Below are 15,725 nucleotides of genomic sequence, written 5' to 3' on the forward strand. Positions count from 1 at the left end.
GGGTGTCACGATCTGGCATAAGACGAACGGCGGATCGTTGAGTTGCGTCACCCGAAAGTATAAGCTTCCGGCGTCTTCGGAAAAAACCGCTCCCGCCGTGGACGAACGCAACTGCAATACGCCCCAAATACCGCTAAACTTCTGATTTGAAGCGCTTCTTTGCCCCACAAGCCCCTGTGTGCAGTGCGGGAGCCTGTCGCAGGAGTATCGCCGAAAGTACGGTATCTCCCCAACTAGCGCCGACGGCGCGGCTGGTCCAGATTGCAGGCGCGACGTGTGGCCCGCTCAAGCCCGGCGTCGTCCACGATAACAATCAGGTCCGCGGCATATCCGTGGACCCAAAGGGAGGGGCTCCGATGGACGCATCTCTGGCCGCCCGCATTGCGGCCGACCCCAATTACCAGAAGCTGAAGGCGACGCGCTCGCGCTTCGGCTGGACTCTCACTTTAGCGATGCTGGTCGTTTACTACGGCTTCATCCTGCTTATTGCCTTCGACAAGGCCGTTCTTGCCGCGCGTATCGGCTCGGGCGTGATGACATGGGGTATTCCCATCGGCTTCGGCGTGATCGTCTTCACGATCCTCATCACCGCCGTCTACGTCCGCCGCGCGAACAGCGAGTTCGACGACCTTTCCGAGAAGATCAAGCAGCAGGTGCTCAAGTGATGTCGACGCATGCTTTCATCGGCAAGGCGGCGCGCCTTGCGGGCCTCGCCGCCCTTGCGCTTGTCCCCACGGCGGCCTTCGCGGCCGAGGCCATCGGCGCCTCGGAGAAGCAGGCCACCAACTGGACCGCGATCGCTATGTTCGCGATCTTCGTGGTCGGCACCCTCTTCATCACCAAGTGGGCGGCCTCGAAGACCAAGTCGGCGGCCGACTTCTACACCGCCGGCGGCGGCATCACCGGCTTCCAGAACGGCCTCGCCATCGCCGGCGACTACATGTCCGCGGCCTCGTTCCTCGGCATCTCCGCGGCGGTGATGAGCTCCGGCTTCGACGGCCTCATCTACTCCATCGGCTTCCTTGTCGGGTGGCCCATCCTCACCTTCCTGATGGCGGAGCGCCTGCGCAACCTCGGCAAGTTCACCTTCGCCGACGTGGCCGCCTTCCGCTTCGCCCAGACCCCGGTGCGCGTGTTCGCGGCGTCCGGCACGCTGGTGGTGGTGGCCTTCTATCTCATCGCCCAGATGGTGGGCGCCGGCCAGCTCATCAAGCTGCTGTTCGGCCTCGACTACTGGATCGCGGTGGTGATCGTCGGCGCGCTGATGATGGTCTACGTGCTGTTCGGCGGCATGACCGCCACCACCTGGGTGCAGATCATCAAGGCGTGCCTGCTGCTCGGCGGCGCCACCTTCATGGCCATCATGGTGATGTGGCGCTACGGCTTCAGCCCGGAGAACCTGTTCGCGGCGGCGGTTGGCATCAAGACGCAGCTTGCGGCGGCCAAGCCCGGCATCGCCCCCGAGGCGGCGGCCGCGGCCGGCCAGTCCATCATGGGGCCGGGCACCTTCATCAAGGACCCGATCTCGGCCATCTCCTTCGGCATGGCGCTGATGTTCGGCACCGCCGGCCTGCCCCATATCCTGATGCGCTTCTTCACCGTGCCGAGCGCCAAGGAAGCGCGCAAGTCGGTGATGTGGGCCACCGGGTGGATCGGCTACTTCTACCTGCTCACCTTCATCATCGGCTTCGGCGCCATCACCTTCGTGCTGACCAATCCGGAATTCCTGGATGCCAAGGGCGGCCTCGTGGGCGGCTCCAACATGGCGGCGGTGCACCTGGCCCGCGCGGTCGGCGGCAACATCTTCCTCGGCTTCATCTCGGCGGTGGCGTTCGCGACCATCCTCGCGGTGGTGGCCGGCCTGACGCTCTCGGGCGCCTCGGCGGTGTCGCATGACCTCTATTCGACCGTGATCAAGAAGGGCAAGGCCGACAGCGCCTCGGAGCTGAAGGTCTCGCGCGCCACCACCATCTGCCTCGGCATCCTGGCGGTGCTGCTGGGCATCGCCTTCGAGAAGCAGAACATCGCCTTCATGGTGTCCCTGGCCTTCGCGGTGGCGGCCTCGGCCAACTTCCCGGTGCTGTTCATGTCGGTGCTGTGGAAGGACTGCACCACCAAGGGCGCCGTGGTCGGCGGCTTCCTGGGCCTTGCGGCCTCGGTGGTCCTGACCATCCTGTCGCCCTCGGTGTGGGAAGCCACGCTCGGCAACCCGGCCGGTTCCGCGCCGTTCCCCTACACCTCGCCGGCGCTGTTCTCCATGACGCTGGGCTTCATCGGCATCTGGCTGGTCTCGATCCTCGACAACAGCCAGCGGGCGAAGATCGACCGGGCCGGCTTCCCGGCGCAGCAGGTGCGCTCCGAAACCGGCATCGGGGCGTCGGAAGCCTCGGGTCACTGACCTAAAGGCCCTCCCGATGCCGCGGCCGGATCATCCTCCGCCCGGCACCGCAGACGAGGACAGCCGGACCAGCACCCCCCGGGCCGACACGGCCCGGGGACCGGATGCCCTCGCTCCCTCGGACACGCAAGCGTCCCCCAACCCGCCCGTCGCCGGGCGGGTTTCGTCGTCTCTGCCCAGGGCCCCGGCGGACCGGGGCCGGGAGAGCCTCGCTCAGGCGCCGCGCGGGCTTTCAGCCATGGCCGATGAAAACGCCTCACCTCCCAGGAACACGAACAGGGACACCAGCCGCGAGCGCCGCGAGTTCGTCTCGCTGATGACCTCGCGGGTGCGCGACGTATTCCTGCGCAAGCCGTTCTACGTGGACGGGTCCATGGACCTCGTCAGCCTGTGCCGCGCCCTGTCCGAGCGCGGGCTCAGCGAGGCCCTGGTGCGCGACGGCGGCCGCATCGGCATCTTCACCACCACCGACCTGCGCGACGCGCTGCTCAGCGAGACACCCCCCGCCCGCCTGCCGGTCCGCGAGGTGGCGACCTTCGAGCCGTGCTCGGTGCGCCCCGATGCCGAGCTGTTCGAGGCCCTCATCCTGATGCTGCGCCACCGCATCCACCGGGTGCTGGTGCGCGAGGGCACGGACGAGGCCGGCATCGTCGGCGTGCTGGGCCAGCTCGACCTGATGGCCTTCGTGGCCAACCACTCCCACCTCATCGCCCTGGAGGCCGAGCAGGCCACCAGCCTCGACGAGCTGAAGGCCGCCGCCCGCCAGATCGACAGCCTCGTCGGCGTGCTCGATGCCGACGGGGTGCGGGTGGAGGTGATCGCGGCGCTGGTGGGCGAGCTGAACCGGCAGGTGTTCCGCCGCCTGTGGGAGATGCTGGCCCCGGAGGACCTGCGGGCCCATTCCTGCCTCGTGGTGATGGGCTCGGAGGGGCGCGGCGAGCAGATCATCAAGACCGACCAGGACAACGCCTTGCTCTTGGCCGACGGCTTCACCTGCGACGACCTCGACGACATCACCGCGCGCTTCACCGCGGCGCTGATCGATTTCGGCTATCCGCCCTGCCCCGGCGGCATCATGCTGAGCCGGCCCCTGTGGTGCCAGAATGTGTCCGCCTTCAAGGACACGCTCCGGCAATGGATCCATGGCGGCGACCGCGACGGGCCCATGAATCTCGCCATCTTCCTCGATGCCGCCCCGGTGGCGGGGGACGCCGCGCTGCTGAAGGCGGCGCGGGACCATGTGGACTTCCTGATGATGAACGACGCCGGCTATTTCGCCCGCTTCGCCCAGGCGGTGGAGCGCTTCGGCGAGGGCGGCGGCTGGTGGACGCGGCTGCCGGGCCTCACCGGGCGGGCGGGCGCGGAAATCGACATCAAGAAACTGGGCATCTTCCCGCTGGTCCACGGGGTGCGGGCGCTGGCGCTGGAATATCGCATCGACGCGCTCGGCACCGCCGACCGGCTTCAGGCGCTGGTCGATACCGGCCACATGGAGGCGAGCTTCGCCCGCGACCTCACCGACGCGCTGCGCTTCCTCATCTCGCTGAAGCTCGCAAACAACCTGCGCCAGATCGCGGACGGCCGCCCGCCGGGCAACGCCATCCGCCTCACCGACCTCGGCACGCTGGAACGCCAGGCGCTGAAGGAGGCCCTCGCCATCGTGCGGGGCTTCAAGCAGTGGCTGTCCCGGCACTACCGGTTCGACGCCCTGTGAACGGGGACGACCAGAGCGCGGGCGACCCGCCGCTCCCCGCCCCTCGCGCGGCGGCGCCGGCCCACGCTGCGTCCGAGCGTGGGCCGCGCCCGCAACTCCTGCTGGCCCTGTTCGCCACCGGCGTGCTCGCCTTCAACTTCCCGCTGCTCATGGTGTGGGATGCGGATGTGAGCGTGTTCGGCCTGCCGCTCTTGCCGGTGGCCCTGTTCGCCATCTGGGCAGGGCTGATCGCCGCCCTCGCGGTGGCCAGCGAGCGCCGGCCCAAGGCGTCCCCCCCGATCCTGCCCCTGCGCGAGGGTTCGCCACAGCCCCCGGCCCAACAGCCACCCGCGGAGGCGCCATGATCTCCGCGCCCATAGTGGTGGGCGCGGCGGTGGTCTACCTCGCGCTCCTGTTCGCCGTCGCCGCCTTCGCCGACGCCCGCGCGCGCGCCGGCCGCTCGATCATCGGCAACGCCTGGATCTATGCCCTGTCGCTGGCGGTCTATTGCACTGCCTGGACCTATTTCGGCAGCGTCGGGCGCGCCGCCGCCACCGGCGTTTGGTTCCTGCCCATCTATCTTGGGCCCATGCTGGCCATGCTTCTGGCGTGGATCGTGGTGCGCAAGATGATCCGCATCGCCCACACCTACCGCATCACCTCCATCGCCGATTTCATCGCCAGCCGCTATGGCAAGAGCCCGCTGGTGGCGGCGCTGGTCACCCTCATCACCGTGGTGGGCATCGTGCCCTACATCGCGCTCCAGCTGAAGGCGGTGTCGGCCGGCTACCAGCTGCTCACCGCCTCCGGGACCGCCGGCAGCGGAACGAGCCCGGCCTGGTGGCAGGACGGCACGCTTCTGGTGACGCTGGCCCTCGCCCTGTTCACCATCCTGTTCGGCGCCCGCCACCTCGACAGCGCCGAGCGGCACGAGGGCATGGTGGCGGCGGTGGCGTTCGAATCCCTCGTGAAGCTCGTGGCCTTCCTCGCAGTGGGCGTGTTCGTCACCTACGGCCTGTTCAATGGCATGGCTGACATCTGGGCGCGGGCCAGGGCGGTGCCGGAGCTGGCCTCCCTGCTGCGCCTTGGCGGCACGGGCGGGGCTGGCGCCTTCGGCTATGCCCAGTGGTTCACGCTGACGCTGCTCTCCATGCTCTCGGTGCTGCTGCTGCCCCGCCAGTTCCAGATGATGGTGGTGGAGTGCGTGAACGAGCGCCACCTGAAGCGCGCCGCCTGGGTGTTTCCCGCCTATCTCCTCGTCATCAACATCTTCGTTCTGCCGCTGGCGCTGGGCGGCCTGCTGCTGGGCCCGAACGGCGCGGATCCGGAGACCTTCGTGCTGTCGCTGCCGCTGGCGAACGGGGCCACGGGGCTGGCGCTGTTCGCCTATGTGGGCGGGCTCTCCGCCGCCACCGGCATGCTGATCGTGGAGACCATCGCCGTCTCCACCATGGTCTGCAACGATCTCGTCATGCCGGCCCTGCTGCGGCGCAGGGATTTCGGCGCCCGGGCCGGCGGCGACCTCACGGCGCTGATCCTCAACATCCGCCGCGCCGCCATCCTCGCCATCCTGCTGCTGGGCTACCTCTATTTCCAAGTGGCGGGGGAGGCCTATGCGCTGGTCTCCATCGGCCTCATCAGCTTTGCCGCCGTGGCCCAGTTCGCCCCCGCATTGTTCGGCGGCATGTACTGGCGCGAGGCCACCCGCGCCGGGGCGCTGGGCGGCCTTTGCGGCGGCTTCCTGGTGTGGGCCTACACCCTGATGGCGCCCTCGGTGGCGAAATCGGGATGGATCGACGACGGCTTCCTTATCCACGGCCCGTTCGGCATCACCGCCCTCGCCCCGGAGCGCCTGTTCGGCCTTCAGGGCCTCGATAATCTCTCCCACTCCCTGTTCTGGAGCCTGCTGGTCAACGTCGCCCTCTATGTGGGCCTGTCCCTGTGGCGCGCGCCCTCGGGGCGGGAGGCGAGCCAGGCGCTCTTGTTCGTGGACGTGTTCGCCCGCGGCCATGCCACGGCCGCCGCGGGAGCAGCCGACCCGGTGTTCTGGCGCGGCCGCGCCCGCCCCGCCGACCTGATGGCGCTGGCAAGCCGCCTGCTCGGCCCCGACGCCGCGCGACAGATCTTCACCGAGCACGCCCACGAGAGCGGCGTCGCCGTCGGCACCGACCTCACCGCCGACGCCCGGCTGGTGGACAAGGTTGAGCGGCGCCTCGCCGGCGCCGTGGGCAGCGCCTCGGCGCGGGTGCTGGTGGCGGCGGTGGCGGAGGAGGAGCCGCTGAGCCCCGCCGATGTGCTGGAGATCCTCAACGAGGCATCGCAACTGCGCGTGTATGCGCTGGCGCTGGAGGAGAAATCCCGCTCGCTGGAGATCGCGTCGGCGGAACTGTCCGCCGCCAACGCCCAGTTGCGCACTCTGGACGAGCTGAAGGACGATTTCGTCTCCTCCGTCACCCACGAATTGCGCACCCCGCTCACCGCCATCCGCGCCCTGTCGGAGCTGATGCTGGACGCCCCGGACATGGAGGAGGCCCAGCGCCAGGAGTTCCTCGCCATCATCGTGGGCGAGAGCGAGCGGCTGGGCCGGCTCGTCAACCAGGTGCTGGACATGGCCAAGCTCGAATCCGGCCATGGCGAATGGCACAATGCCGACGTGGACCTGCGCCGCCTCGTGCGCGACGCCGTCACCGCCACCACCGAGCTGGCGCGCAGCCGGGGGGCGGAAATCGTGTTCGAGGCGCCGGAGACGGTGCCACTGCTGCGCGCCGACCCCGACCGGCTGACGCAGGTGGTGCTGAACCTCATCTCCAATGCGGTTAAATTCGTCCCGGCCGAGGGCGGGCGCGTCCACGTCAGCCTTCATGTGGAGGGCGACGGCCTCGTCGTTCGGGTGAAAGACAATGGCCCGGGGGTGCCAGAGGCCGAGCGCGACACCATATTCGAGAAGTTCCGTCAGGGCGGCGACGCCCTGACCCGCCCCCCCGGCACCGGGCTGGGGCTTCCGATCAGCCGCCGGATCGTGGATCATTTCGGCGGCAGGATGTGGCTGGAGAACCAAGACGGCAGCGGCGCATGCTTCGCGTTCCGACTGCCCTTCCAGCCAGATGCCGGAGCGGAAGGGCCTCGCCCTGCCGCATCCGAACCCGCAGGCAAGGTGAAAGCCCTGGCCGGCGGCAACACGAGGGAGGAAACGCCATGACCCCGCAATCCGGCCCCGCCCCGACCATCGGCGCCGTCGCCTGCACCAAGGTGCTCATCGCCGACGACGAACCCAATATTGTCGTCTCGCTGGAATTCATGATGAAACGCGAGGGCTTCGATGTGCTGGTGGCCCGTGACGGCCGCCAGGCGCTCGACACCATCCGCCGCGAGCACCCGCGCCTCGTTTTGCTCGACGCCACCATGCCCGGCATGTCCGGCTTCGACGTGTGCGAGGCGGTGCGCGCCGATGCCGACGTGCGCTCCACCTGCATCGTCATGCTCACCGCCAAGGGCCGCGAGACCGACATGGCGCGCGGTGTCGGCGCCGGAGCGGACGCCTATGTCACCAAGCCCTTCTCCACCCGCGATCTGGTGCAGCAGGTGAAGGACATGCTGGCCCGGGATTCCGCCGCCAGGGCCGTGGCGGCCAGCAACGCGGCGGCCGGCGAAATGCCGAAGGACCTGCCGGCATGAGCTTCGACCGGCGCCTGGCGCTGATCGTGCTGGCGCCGGGCGCACTTCTCGGGCTCTGGCTCCTCGGCGGCGCCGGCTTGCTTTATGCGGCTCTCGGCCCCGCCGACCGCGCCGCCGTCACCGACACCGTCGCGCCGCTGATCGACAGCCACGGCATGCTGGTGGTGCTGTGGTGGTTCCTGGCCGCGCTCGGCACCGGCGTCGTCGCCCTGCGCCTGCATGCCATCTATGGGGAGGCGCCGGCCCGTCTCGCCGATGCCACCCGCGTGCTGGCCGGCGACGCCGCCGCCCCGCCCCTTCCCCCGCAGTCCGGTACCGGCATGCGCGCGCTCGGCGAAGCCATCAACGCCCTCGCCGGCCAGCGCCGCGCCCTACAGGACGACATGGCCCGCCTCATCGCCGAGGCCAGCCGCGACGTGGCGCTCCAGCGCGACCAGCTCGCCGCCCTGATGGCGGAGCTGGAGCAATCGGTGGTGGTGCTCAATCTCGAAGGGCGGATCCTGCTCTACAATGCCCGCGCCCGCGCCCTCTTTCGCACCCTCTCGCAGGCGCCGGGGGGCGTGGCCGGCGCAGAATTGATCGGTCTTGGCCGCTCCATCCATGCGGTCATCGACCGTGCCCTCATCGACCATGCCCGCGAAGGCATCGCCCGGCGCATCGCCCGCGGCGACGCCCAGGCCTCGGCGCGCTTCGTGACCACGACGCCGCTTGGCCATCTCATCCAGGTGTTGCTCGCCCCGGTGCGCGCGGCGGCCGACGACAGGGGCGATGTCACCGGCTTCGTGCTGCTGCTGGACGACATCACCGACGAATACGAGGCGCGCTCCCGGCAGGACCGCCGCTGGCTCGACCTCTCGGAAGCGAGCCGGGCCTCCTTCGCCAGCATGCAGGCGGCCCTCGACATGCTGGATTATCCGGACCTCGAACCCGCCGACCGGGAGCGCTTCCAAGCCGTGGTGCGCGACGAGGTGGGCGTCATGAGCGGGCGCCTCACCACGCTCGCCGCCGACGCATCCCACGACATGAAGACCCGCTGGCCACTGCAGGACATGCTGGGCGCCGACCTTGCCGTCGCCGCCGCCCAGCGCATCACCACCGAGACCGGGCAGGCGGTGGACACGGCTGGGGTGGACGCCGACCTCTGGCTCAGCGTGGACAGCTTCGCCCTGATCCAGGCCCTTGCCTTCCTCGCCGCGCGCCTGTCCGAGACGCTGAAGGCCCCAAATCTCGCCCTGCGCCTCGCGCCGGCCGGCGGGCGCGCCCATCTCGACCTCGCGTTCCAGGGCACCGGGGCCGGCCTTGGGCCTGGCCTCGACCTCGCCGGCTGGCAGACCCGCCCCATGCAGACGGGGGATGCCCCCTCCCCCCTCACGGTGCGCGACGTGGTGGAACGGCACGGCGGCGAATTGTGGCTGGAGCATGCGCGCGACGGCTCGGGGGCCCTGTTCCGCTTCCTGCTGCCGGTGGCCGCCGGCACGGTGGCGCCGGTGCCGGCCCCCGGCGACAGCCGCCCGGCCTATTATGATTTCGACCTGTTCGCCGCGAGCGCGCAGAGCCGCGAGAGCGACGACCGTCCGCTGGGCGAGATCGCCTATACGGTGTTCGACACCGAGACCACCGGCCTTGATCCCGCCGGCGGCGACGAAATCCTCCAGATCGGCGCGACCCGCATCGTCAACGGCCGGCTGCTGGCCAGCGAATGCTTCGACCAGTTGGTGGACCCGCAGCGCTCCATCCCGGAGGCCGGCATCGCGGTGCACGGCATCCGGCCGGAGATGGTGCGCGGCAAGCCGACCCTTCCCCAGGTGCTCCCCGCCTTCCACGCCTTCGCCGCCGACACCGTTCTCGTGGGCCACAACGTGGCCTTCGACATGCGCTTTTTGACCCTCAAGGAAAATGCGAGCGGGGTGCGCTTCGACCAGCCGGTGCTCGACACCCTGCTGCTCGCCGCCATCGTCCATCCCGGGGAGGACAGCCATGGACTGGAGGCCATGGCGGCGCGCCTCGGCATCGCCGTCTCCGGCCGCCACACGGCGCTGGGCGACGCACTGGCCACCGCCGAAATCTTCCTGAAGCTGCTGCCGCTGCTGCGCCAGCGCGGCATCGTCACCCTCGGGCAGGCCCGCGCGGCGGCGCAGACCTCCTATTACGCGCGCCTGCGCTATTGAGTCCAAGGGATCCCGCCGTCAGCCGGCGCGCACGGGTTTCACCCAGAGATGGGTTGAAAGGTCACACGGGGTGTTGCCGCAAATCCCCCGTCATGCCCGGGCTTGACCCGGGCATCCACGCCTGACCAGCTGGGAATGCTTGCGAAAACCTGTCCCGGCCGCACCGCGTGGATGGCCGGAACCCGCATGTTTGCGGGTTCCGCTCTCAGAGTCGGAAGTCGGCAACAGCCGACTTCCGGGACAAGCCCGGCCATGACGGTCCGCGGCGTCAGCTCCGCAGGCCGGGCGCTTCCTGGCCGGTGCGGGCCACATATTCGGTGTAGCCGCCGCCATATTGGTGGATACCGTCGGGGGTCAGCTCCAGCACCCGGTTGGACAAGGCGGCGAGGAAGTGCCGGTCGTGCGAGACGAACAGCATGGTGCCCTCGTAGTCCGCCAGCGCGGCGATGAGCATTTCCTTGGTGGCGATGTCGAGATGGTTGGTGGGCTCGTCCAGCACCAGGAAGTTGGGCGGATCGTACAGCATCCGCGCCATGGCGAGGCGTGCCTTCTCGCCGCCCGACAGCACCCGGCAGCGCTTGTCGGCATCGTCGCCCGAGAAGCCGAAGCAGCCGGCCAGCGCCCGCAGGGCACCCTGCCCGGCCTGGGGGAATGAATCCTCCAGGGTCTCGAACACGGTACGCTCGCCGTCCAGCACCTCCATGGCGTGCTGGGCGAAATAGGCCATCTTCACGCTGCCGCCCACCGCCACCGTGCCGGCGTCCGGCTCCGTGGCGCCCGTCACCAGCTTCAGCAGGGTGGACTTGCCGGCGCCGTTGACCCCCATGACGCACCAGCGCTCGCGGCGGCGCACGTGGAAATCCAGCCCCTCATAGATGGTGCGGCTGCCATAGCTTTTGTGCACGCCCTTCAGGCTCGCCACGTCCTCGCCGGAGCGCGGCGCCGGCTGGAACTCGAACGACACGCTCTCGCGGCGGCGGGGCGGTTCCACCCGGTCGATCTTGTCCAGCTTCTTGACCCGGCTCTGCACCTGCGCGGCATGGGAGGCGCGGGCCTTGAACCGCTCGATGAACTGGATCTCCTTGGCCAGCATGGCCTGCTGGCGCTCGAACTGGGCCTGCTGCTGCTTCTCGTTCAGCGCCCGCTGCTGGGCGTAGAACTCATAGTCGCCCGAATAGGTGGTGAGGGCACCGGCGTCGATCTCCACGATCTTGGTGACGATGCGGTTCATGAAGGCGCGGTCGTGGGAGGTCATCATCAGCGCGCCGTCGAAGCCCTTCAGGAAGGCTTCCAGCCAGATCAGGCTCTCGATGTCGAGATGGTTGGAGGGCTCGTCCAGCAGCATCACGTCGGGGCGCATGAGCAGGATGCGGGCCAGCGCCACCCGCATCTTCCAGCCGCCGGAGAGCTTGCCCACGTCGCCGTCCATCATCTCCTGGCTGAAGCCGAGGCCGGCCAGCACCTCGGCGGCACGGCCCTCCAACGCATAGCCGCCCAGTTCCTCGAACCGGCCCTGCACCTCGCCGTAGCGCTCGATGATGGCGTCCATCTCGTCGGCGCGCTCGGGGTCGGCCATGGCCGTCTCCAGCTCTTTCAGCTCGGCGGCGACGACGCTCACCGGGCCGGCGCCGTCCATCACCTCGGCCAGAGCGCTGCGGCCTTCCATCTCGCCCACGTCCTGGCTGAAATAGCCGATGGTGATGCCGCGATCGACGCTCACCTGCCCCTCGTCCGGGGGCTCCTCGCCGGTGATCATGCGGAACAGCGTGGTCTTGCCGGCGCCGTTGGGGCCGACGAGGCCGATCTTCTCGCCCTTCAGCAGCGCCGCCGAGGCTTCGATGAAGACGATCTGCTTGCCGTTCTGCTTGCCGATATTGTCGAGGCGTATCATGCGCGGGGATCTCGGGGAGATGGGGAGCTTGTGCGCGCAAATAGGCCATCAGGCGCCCGCGGGAAAGGGCGCGCAGGCCATAGCAGCTCCTCGCAAGCCCCCGCTGCCGCCGGACCGCCACCCCGTTAGGCCGGTGACAGCCGACGGCAACCGCCTGGGATTTCAGGAGAAGCGGCGGGCGTGCCGCCCCTTGGAACGGCCTCGGCCCGCCTCAGGTCACGAGGTCGCGGCGAGGCCCTGCGGCTCGGGCTCCGGCCGGCCGACAGGCTCCGCCTCCAGCACCGGCGCGCTGCCGTCGAGCGGCAGGCTGAAGATGGCGGTGAGCCCGCTTGGCCGGTTGGCGAGGGTGACATCGCCGCCGTGGCGGCGCGCCACCGTGCGCACGATGGCAAGGCCGAGGCCATGGCCGCCGGTCTCCATGCACCGCGAGCTTTCCAGCCGGAAGAAGGGGGCAAACACCTGCTCCTTCAGTTCCTCGGCGATGCCCGGCCCGTCGTCCTCCACCACGATCAGCGCGGCATCCCCGCTGCGCTCCACCCGCACCCGCGCCCGCTTGCCGTAGCGCACGGCATTCTCCACCAGGTTGCGGCAGGCGCGGCGCACCGCATCCGGCCGGCAGCGGCAACCGACCTTGGGGGACTCCTCGAAGGTCACGTCCCAGCCGATCTCGGCGAGGTCGTCGCACAGGCTCTCCACCAGCGCCGACAGGTCCACGGTGCGGGTGGTCTCGGCGGTGGCGTCGGCGCGCACGAAGGCAAGGCTTGCCTCCGCCATGCCCTGGATCTCGGCGATGGTGCCGAGCATCTTCTCCCGCAGCTCGTCGTCGGCGACGAACTCGGCGCGCAGGCGCAGGGAGGTGAGCGGCGTGCGCAGGTCGTGGCTCAGGGCCGCGAACATGCGGGTGCGGTCGTCGACGAAGCGCGTCAGGCGCTCCTGCATGCGGTTGAAGGCGATGGCGGTCACATCATCCGGGCCGCTCTCGGGCAAAGGCTCGATCTTCTCGCCCCGGCCGAGGGCTTCCGCCGCATTGGCAAGGCGCCGCAGCGGCCGGGTGATGCCCTGCGCCGCGACCACAGCAAGGACACAGAAGAACAGGCCGGCGGCGGCCAGGAAGGTGAGCGAGCGGGCGGTCCAGAACCACTCGTGGCCGGGCTTCACGAACGCCGCGTTGAGCCATGACCCGTTGGACAGCTGCGCCGCGATGCCCATGCCGTTCTCGTCATCGAGATAGATGAACTTGGCCGGGGTCGGCAGCGGCCACGCCTCCCCCGAAAGCGGGAACCATTCGGTCGAGCCGCCCGTCGTGGGTTCCTTCGGCAGCTGGTACACCGGCTGCTCCGGCTCCCCCGCGCTGCTGTGCATGGGCAGCTGGACCCGCGGCAGCGGCCGGCGAAGCTCCCTCCAGGCGGCGGCGCGCCAGTCTTTGGGCGGCTTGGGCGCATCCGGCGAGATCCAGTAGCGGGTGAGGCTGGTATCGCTGGCGCGCAGGATGTCGCCCTGAAGCGACGGCGGCGTCGCCTCCAGCACCCGCACCAGCGCGGCGCAGCGGCTCAGCATCTCGCCCTTGGCCACCTTGCGCAGGGACTGGCCGTGCTGGTCCCACGAGATGCAGAACGCCACCACCTGCGACAGGGCGAGAATGACCAGGGTGAAACAGATGAAGCGCGCCGCGAGGCTGCGCCGGAACAGGCGGATCATGCGCGTTCCACCTCCGCTGCGAGGCTGTAGCCCCCGCCCCAGTGGGTCTTGATGAGGGCCGGCACCTTGGGATCGGCCTCCACCTTCTTGCGCAGGCGGCTGACCTGGTTGTCGATGCTGCGGTCGAACGGATCGGCGCTGCGGCCGGCGGTCAGGTCGAGCAGTTGGTCGCGGCTCAGCACGATGCCGGGATGGTCGAGGAAGGCGCACAGCAGGCGAAACTCGGCGGTGCTCAGAGGCACCGCCACGTCGTCTTCCGCCATCAGCTCGCGGCGGCCCACGTCCAGCCGCCAGCGGTCGAAGCGCACGGTCTTGGCGGCGATGTGCCCCTTCTGCGGCGGCAGGCTGTGGACGCGGCGCAGCACCGCCTTGATGCGCGCCAAGAGCTCGCGCGGGCTGAACGGCTTGGTCACATAATCGTCGGCACCGATCTCGAGGCCCACGATGCGGTCGGTCTCCTCCGCCATGGCGGTGAGCAGGATTACCGGCAGGTCGGTGGTGCTACGCAGGAAGCGGCACAGGGACAGGCCATCCTCGCCCGGCATCATCACGTCCAGCACCACGAGGTCGGGCGCGGCACCGCGCTCCAGCTGGCGCCGCAGGGCCGCCGCGCTGTCCGCGAGGCTGGTGCGATAGCCATGCTGGGTCAGGTACTTGCCGACGAGATCGCGGATGTCGCGATGGTCGTCCACGATGGCAATGTGGGGTGCGCTGTCCATTTCCTCTGCTCCTTCAAGGACCATAGGCCGAGCGCGCGCCTTGCCCACTGCAAAAGTGTATCAGACTGTAACCGTTCACGGATTTGCGATCCCGCCGGTGCCGCGGCGCGCAGGCGTGGCGCTTTCGCCTGTGCCTGCGTCGGTTTCGCGCCCCGCGGCCGCCGGTACCTCTGCGCGTCGAGGGGGACGAAAACCGCCGATCGAAAGGCCCCGCCGGTCCCAAATGTAACGGCCTGTCCCGAGGCGGCCGGACGCGACATTCGGCGACGATCCGGGCGGTTTTCGGGGACAGTTCTGCGACAGGCGCCCCCTAGGTTCTGGGCATCGGGCAGCGCACTCGCTTCCACAGCCAGCCTGCCTCGACGGATTGAGATCACATAAGGAATAAGTCCCATGCGTCATCTGATCATCGCCGCCGTTTCGGCTCTCGCCCTCACCTCCACCGCCGCCCTGGCCCAGGAGAACGGCCAGAACACCTCGCGGGAGGCGCCCCGCGCCTACGCCCCGGCCACCCACCAGAACACCAGGGCTGCCCAGCCCTTCAACTCCCTCTCGGAAAAGAACGACCAGCACGCCATCACCGAGCAGGACCGCCTGTTCCTGGAGCAGGGTGACCGCGGCCTCGGCAACGGCTGACGCCAGGCTTGCCCAGGGCGGTCGGACCCGAGGCCGCCCCGGGCAGGCATTCCAGCAACGGACCCCACGGGCACGCCCCGCGGATGGACGGCTTCCGGCCCCCCACGGAAGCCACCCATCGGCGGGGCGCGCCTGTTCGCTCTTGAGGGCGCGGTCCGCACTTTCACGGAGGTGAAACAAGAAGCCCCGGCGCTGTAGGTTCGCCGCACGAGGGTACCGGCATGCGGCCCGCGTGACGGCTCCGGCATCTTCCCAACACCGTCGGCGCGGACCAACATGGGTCCCCGCCGGATCGGGACAGGATGTATCGGGATGTCGAAGGCGACTCGGGCCACCAAGATGCTGGAACAGGCGAAGATCGCCTTCACCGTGCACAGCTACGATTATGATCCCGACGCGGACCGCATCGGCATCCAGGCCGCCGAGGCTCTGGGGGAAGCGCCGGAGCGCGTGCTCAAGACGCTGATGGCGCTGGTGGACGGCAAGGCGGTCTGCGTGATCGTGCCATCCGACCACGAAGTGTCCATGAAGAAGCTCGCCGCTGCGTTCGGCGGCAAGTCCGCCCAGATGATGAAGCCGGCCGACGCCGAGCGCATGAGCGGCTACAAGGTGGGCGGCATCAGCCCGTTCGGGCAGATGAAGAAGGTGCCGGCCGCCATGGAAGAGCAGGCGGTGCACCACGATGCCGTCTTCATCAACGGCGGCCAGCGGGGCCTTCAGGTGCGCCTCAACCCGCGCGAGGCGGCAAGCCTGCTCAATGCCGCCGTGGTGTCGCTGGTGGCGTAAGCCCCGGCGGATCGCTCTCGCCTGATCCGGCCGCGCCCGGTCTTCCGACCCATGTCCTGAC

At 69.4% G+C, this 15,725-nt stretch carries 12 protein-coding genes; 9 read left to right on the forward strand and 3 right to left on the reverse strand.

From position 1 onward, the window contains the following. The first annotated feature begins 356 nt into the window (after positions 1 to 356). The 7 genes from V5F66_RS15740 (at position 357) to V5F66_RS15770 (ending at position 9,934) form a co-directional block, all read left to right on the forward strand. Positions 357 to 665 carry a DUF485 domain-containing protein gene (locus tag V5F66_RS15740; RefSeq protein WP_012114451.1) on the forward strand — a complete coding sequence of 103 codons (309 nt, stop codon included), beginning with the start codon at positions 357 to 359 and terminating at the stop codon, positions 663 to 665. Beyond that, positions 665 to 2,398, forward strand: a complete 1,734-nt coding sequence (locus V5F66_RS15745) for a cation acetate symporter (protein WP_394052526.1) — start codon at positions 665 to 667, stop codon at positions 2,396 to 2,398. The genes V5F66_RS15740 and V5F66_RS15745 overlap by 1 nt, the downstream gene beginning before the upstream one ends. Positions 2,399 to 2,636: 238 nt before the next feature. Beyond that, positions 2,637 to 4,112: a putative nucleotidyltransferase substrate binding domain-containing protein gene (locus V5F66_RS15750; protein WP_393999557.1), complete on the forward strand. Its 1,476-nt coding sequence runs from the start codon at positions 2,637 to 2,639 to the stop codon at positions 4,110 to 4,112. Beyond that, entirely contained in the window at positions 4,109 to 4,456 is a 348-nt protein-coding gene (locus V5F66_RS15755) for a hypothetical protein (RefSeq protein WP_012114448.1), read from the forward strand. The genes V5F66_RS15750 and V5F66_RS15755 overlap by 4 nt, the downstream gene beginning before the upstream one ends. Beyond that, positions 4,453 to 7,290 carry an ATP-binding protein gene (locus V5F66_RS15760; protein WP_394094219.1) on the forward strand — a complete coding sequence of 946 codons (2,838 nt, stop codon included), beginning with the start codon at positions 4,453 to 4,455 and terminating at the stop codon, positions 7,288 to 7,290. Before V5F66_RS15755 ends, V5F66_RS15760 begins: the two co-directional genes overlap by 4 nt. Further along, positions 7,287 to 7,766 (forward strand): response regulator transcription factor, encoded by a 480-nt coding sequence (locus V5F66_RS15765; protein ID WP_394052522.1) that lies wholly within the window; start codon positions 7,287 to 7,289, stop codon positions 7,764 to 7,766. The genes V5F66_RS15760 and V5F66_RS15765 overlap by 4 nt, the downstream gene beginning before the upstream one ends. After that, positions 7,763 to 9,934, forward strand: coding sequence for a 3'-5' exonuclease (locus tag V5F66_RS15770; protein WP_394094220.1), 2,172 nt, complete (start codon positions 7,763 to 7,765; stop codon positions 9,932 to 9,934). Before V5F66_RS15765 ends, V5F66_RS15770 begins: the two co-directional genes overlap by 4 nt. A gap of 268 nt (positions 9,935 to 10,202) precedes the next feature. Here the strand turns inward: V5F66_RS15770 and V5F66_RS15775 are convergent, their stop codons facing one another. From V5F66_RS15775 to V5F66_RS15785, 3 genes are all read right to left on the reverse strand, one after another. Next, the gene (locus V5F66_RS15775; RefSeq protein ID WP_012114444.1) at positions 10,203 to 11,825 is read right to left on the reverse strand and encodes an ABC-F family ATP-binding cassette domain-containing protein; all 1,623 of its coding nucleotides are present in this window, start codon (positions 11,823 to 11,825) and stop codon (positions 10,203 to 10,205) included. Positions 11,826 to 12,041: 216 nt separating this feature from the next. Further along, complete coding sequence (locus tag V5F66_RS15780) at positions 12,042 to 13,523, reverse strand: ATP-binding protein (RefSeq protein ID WP_394094221.1); 1,482 nt, start codon at positions 13,521 to 13,523, stop codon at positions 12,042 to 12,044. Beyond that, positions 13,520 to 14,242, reverse strand: coding sequence for a response regulator (locus tag V5F66_RS15785; RefSeq protein WP_012114442.1), 723 nt, complete (start codon positions 14,240 to 14,242; stop codon positions 13,520 to 13,522). The genes V5F66_RS15780 and V5F66_RS15785 overlap by 4 nt, the downstream gene beginning before the upstream one ends. A 393-nt stretch (positions 14,243 to 14,635) precedes the next feature. Here V5F66_RS15785 and V5F66_RS15790 point away from each other — a divergent pair, with 393 nt between their 5' ends. Both V5F66_RS15790 and ybaK read left to right on the forward strand, forming a co-directional pair. Then, entirely contained in the window at positions 14,636 to 14,878 is a 243-nt protein-coding gene (locus V5F66_RS15790; RefSeq protein ID WP_012114441.1) for a hypothetical protein, read from the forward strand. A 312-nt stretch (positions 14,879 to 15,190) separates the two neighbouring features. Next, positions 15,191 to 15,664: a Cys-tRNA(Pro) deacylase gene (gene ybaK, locus V5F66_RS15795; RefSeq protein WP_012114440.1), complete on the forward strand. Its 474-nt coding sequence runs from the start codon at positions 15,191 to 15,193 to the stop codon at positions 15,662 to 15,664. The last annotated feature ends 61 nt before the right edge of the window (positions 15,665 to 15,725 follow it).

The organism is Xanthobacter versatilis (assembly GCF_043193975.1).
GTDB classification, from domain to species: domain Bacteria; phylum Pseudomonadota; class Alphaproteobacteria; order Rhizobiales; family Xanthobacteraceae; genus Xanthobacter; species Xanthobacter autotrophicus_E.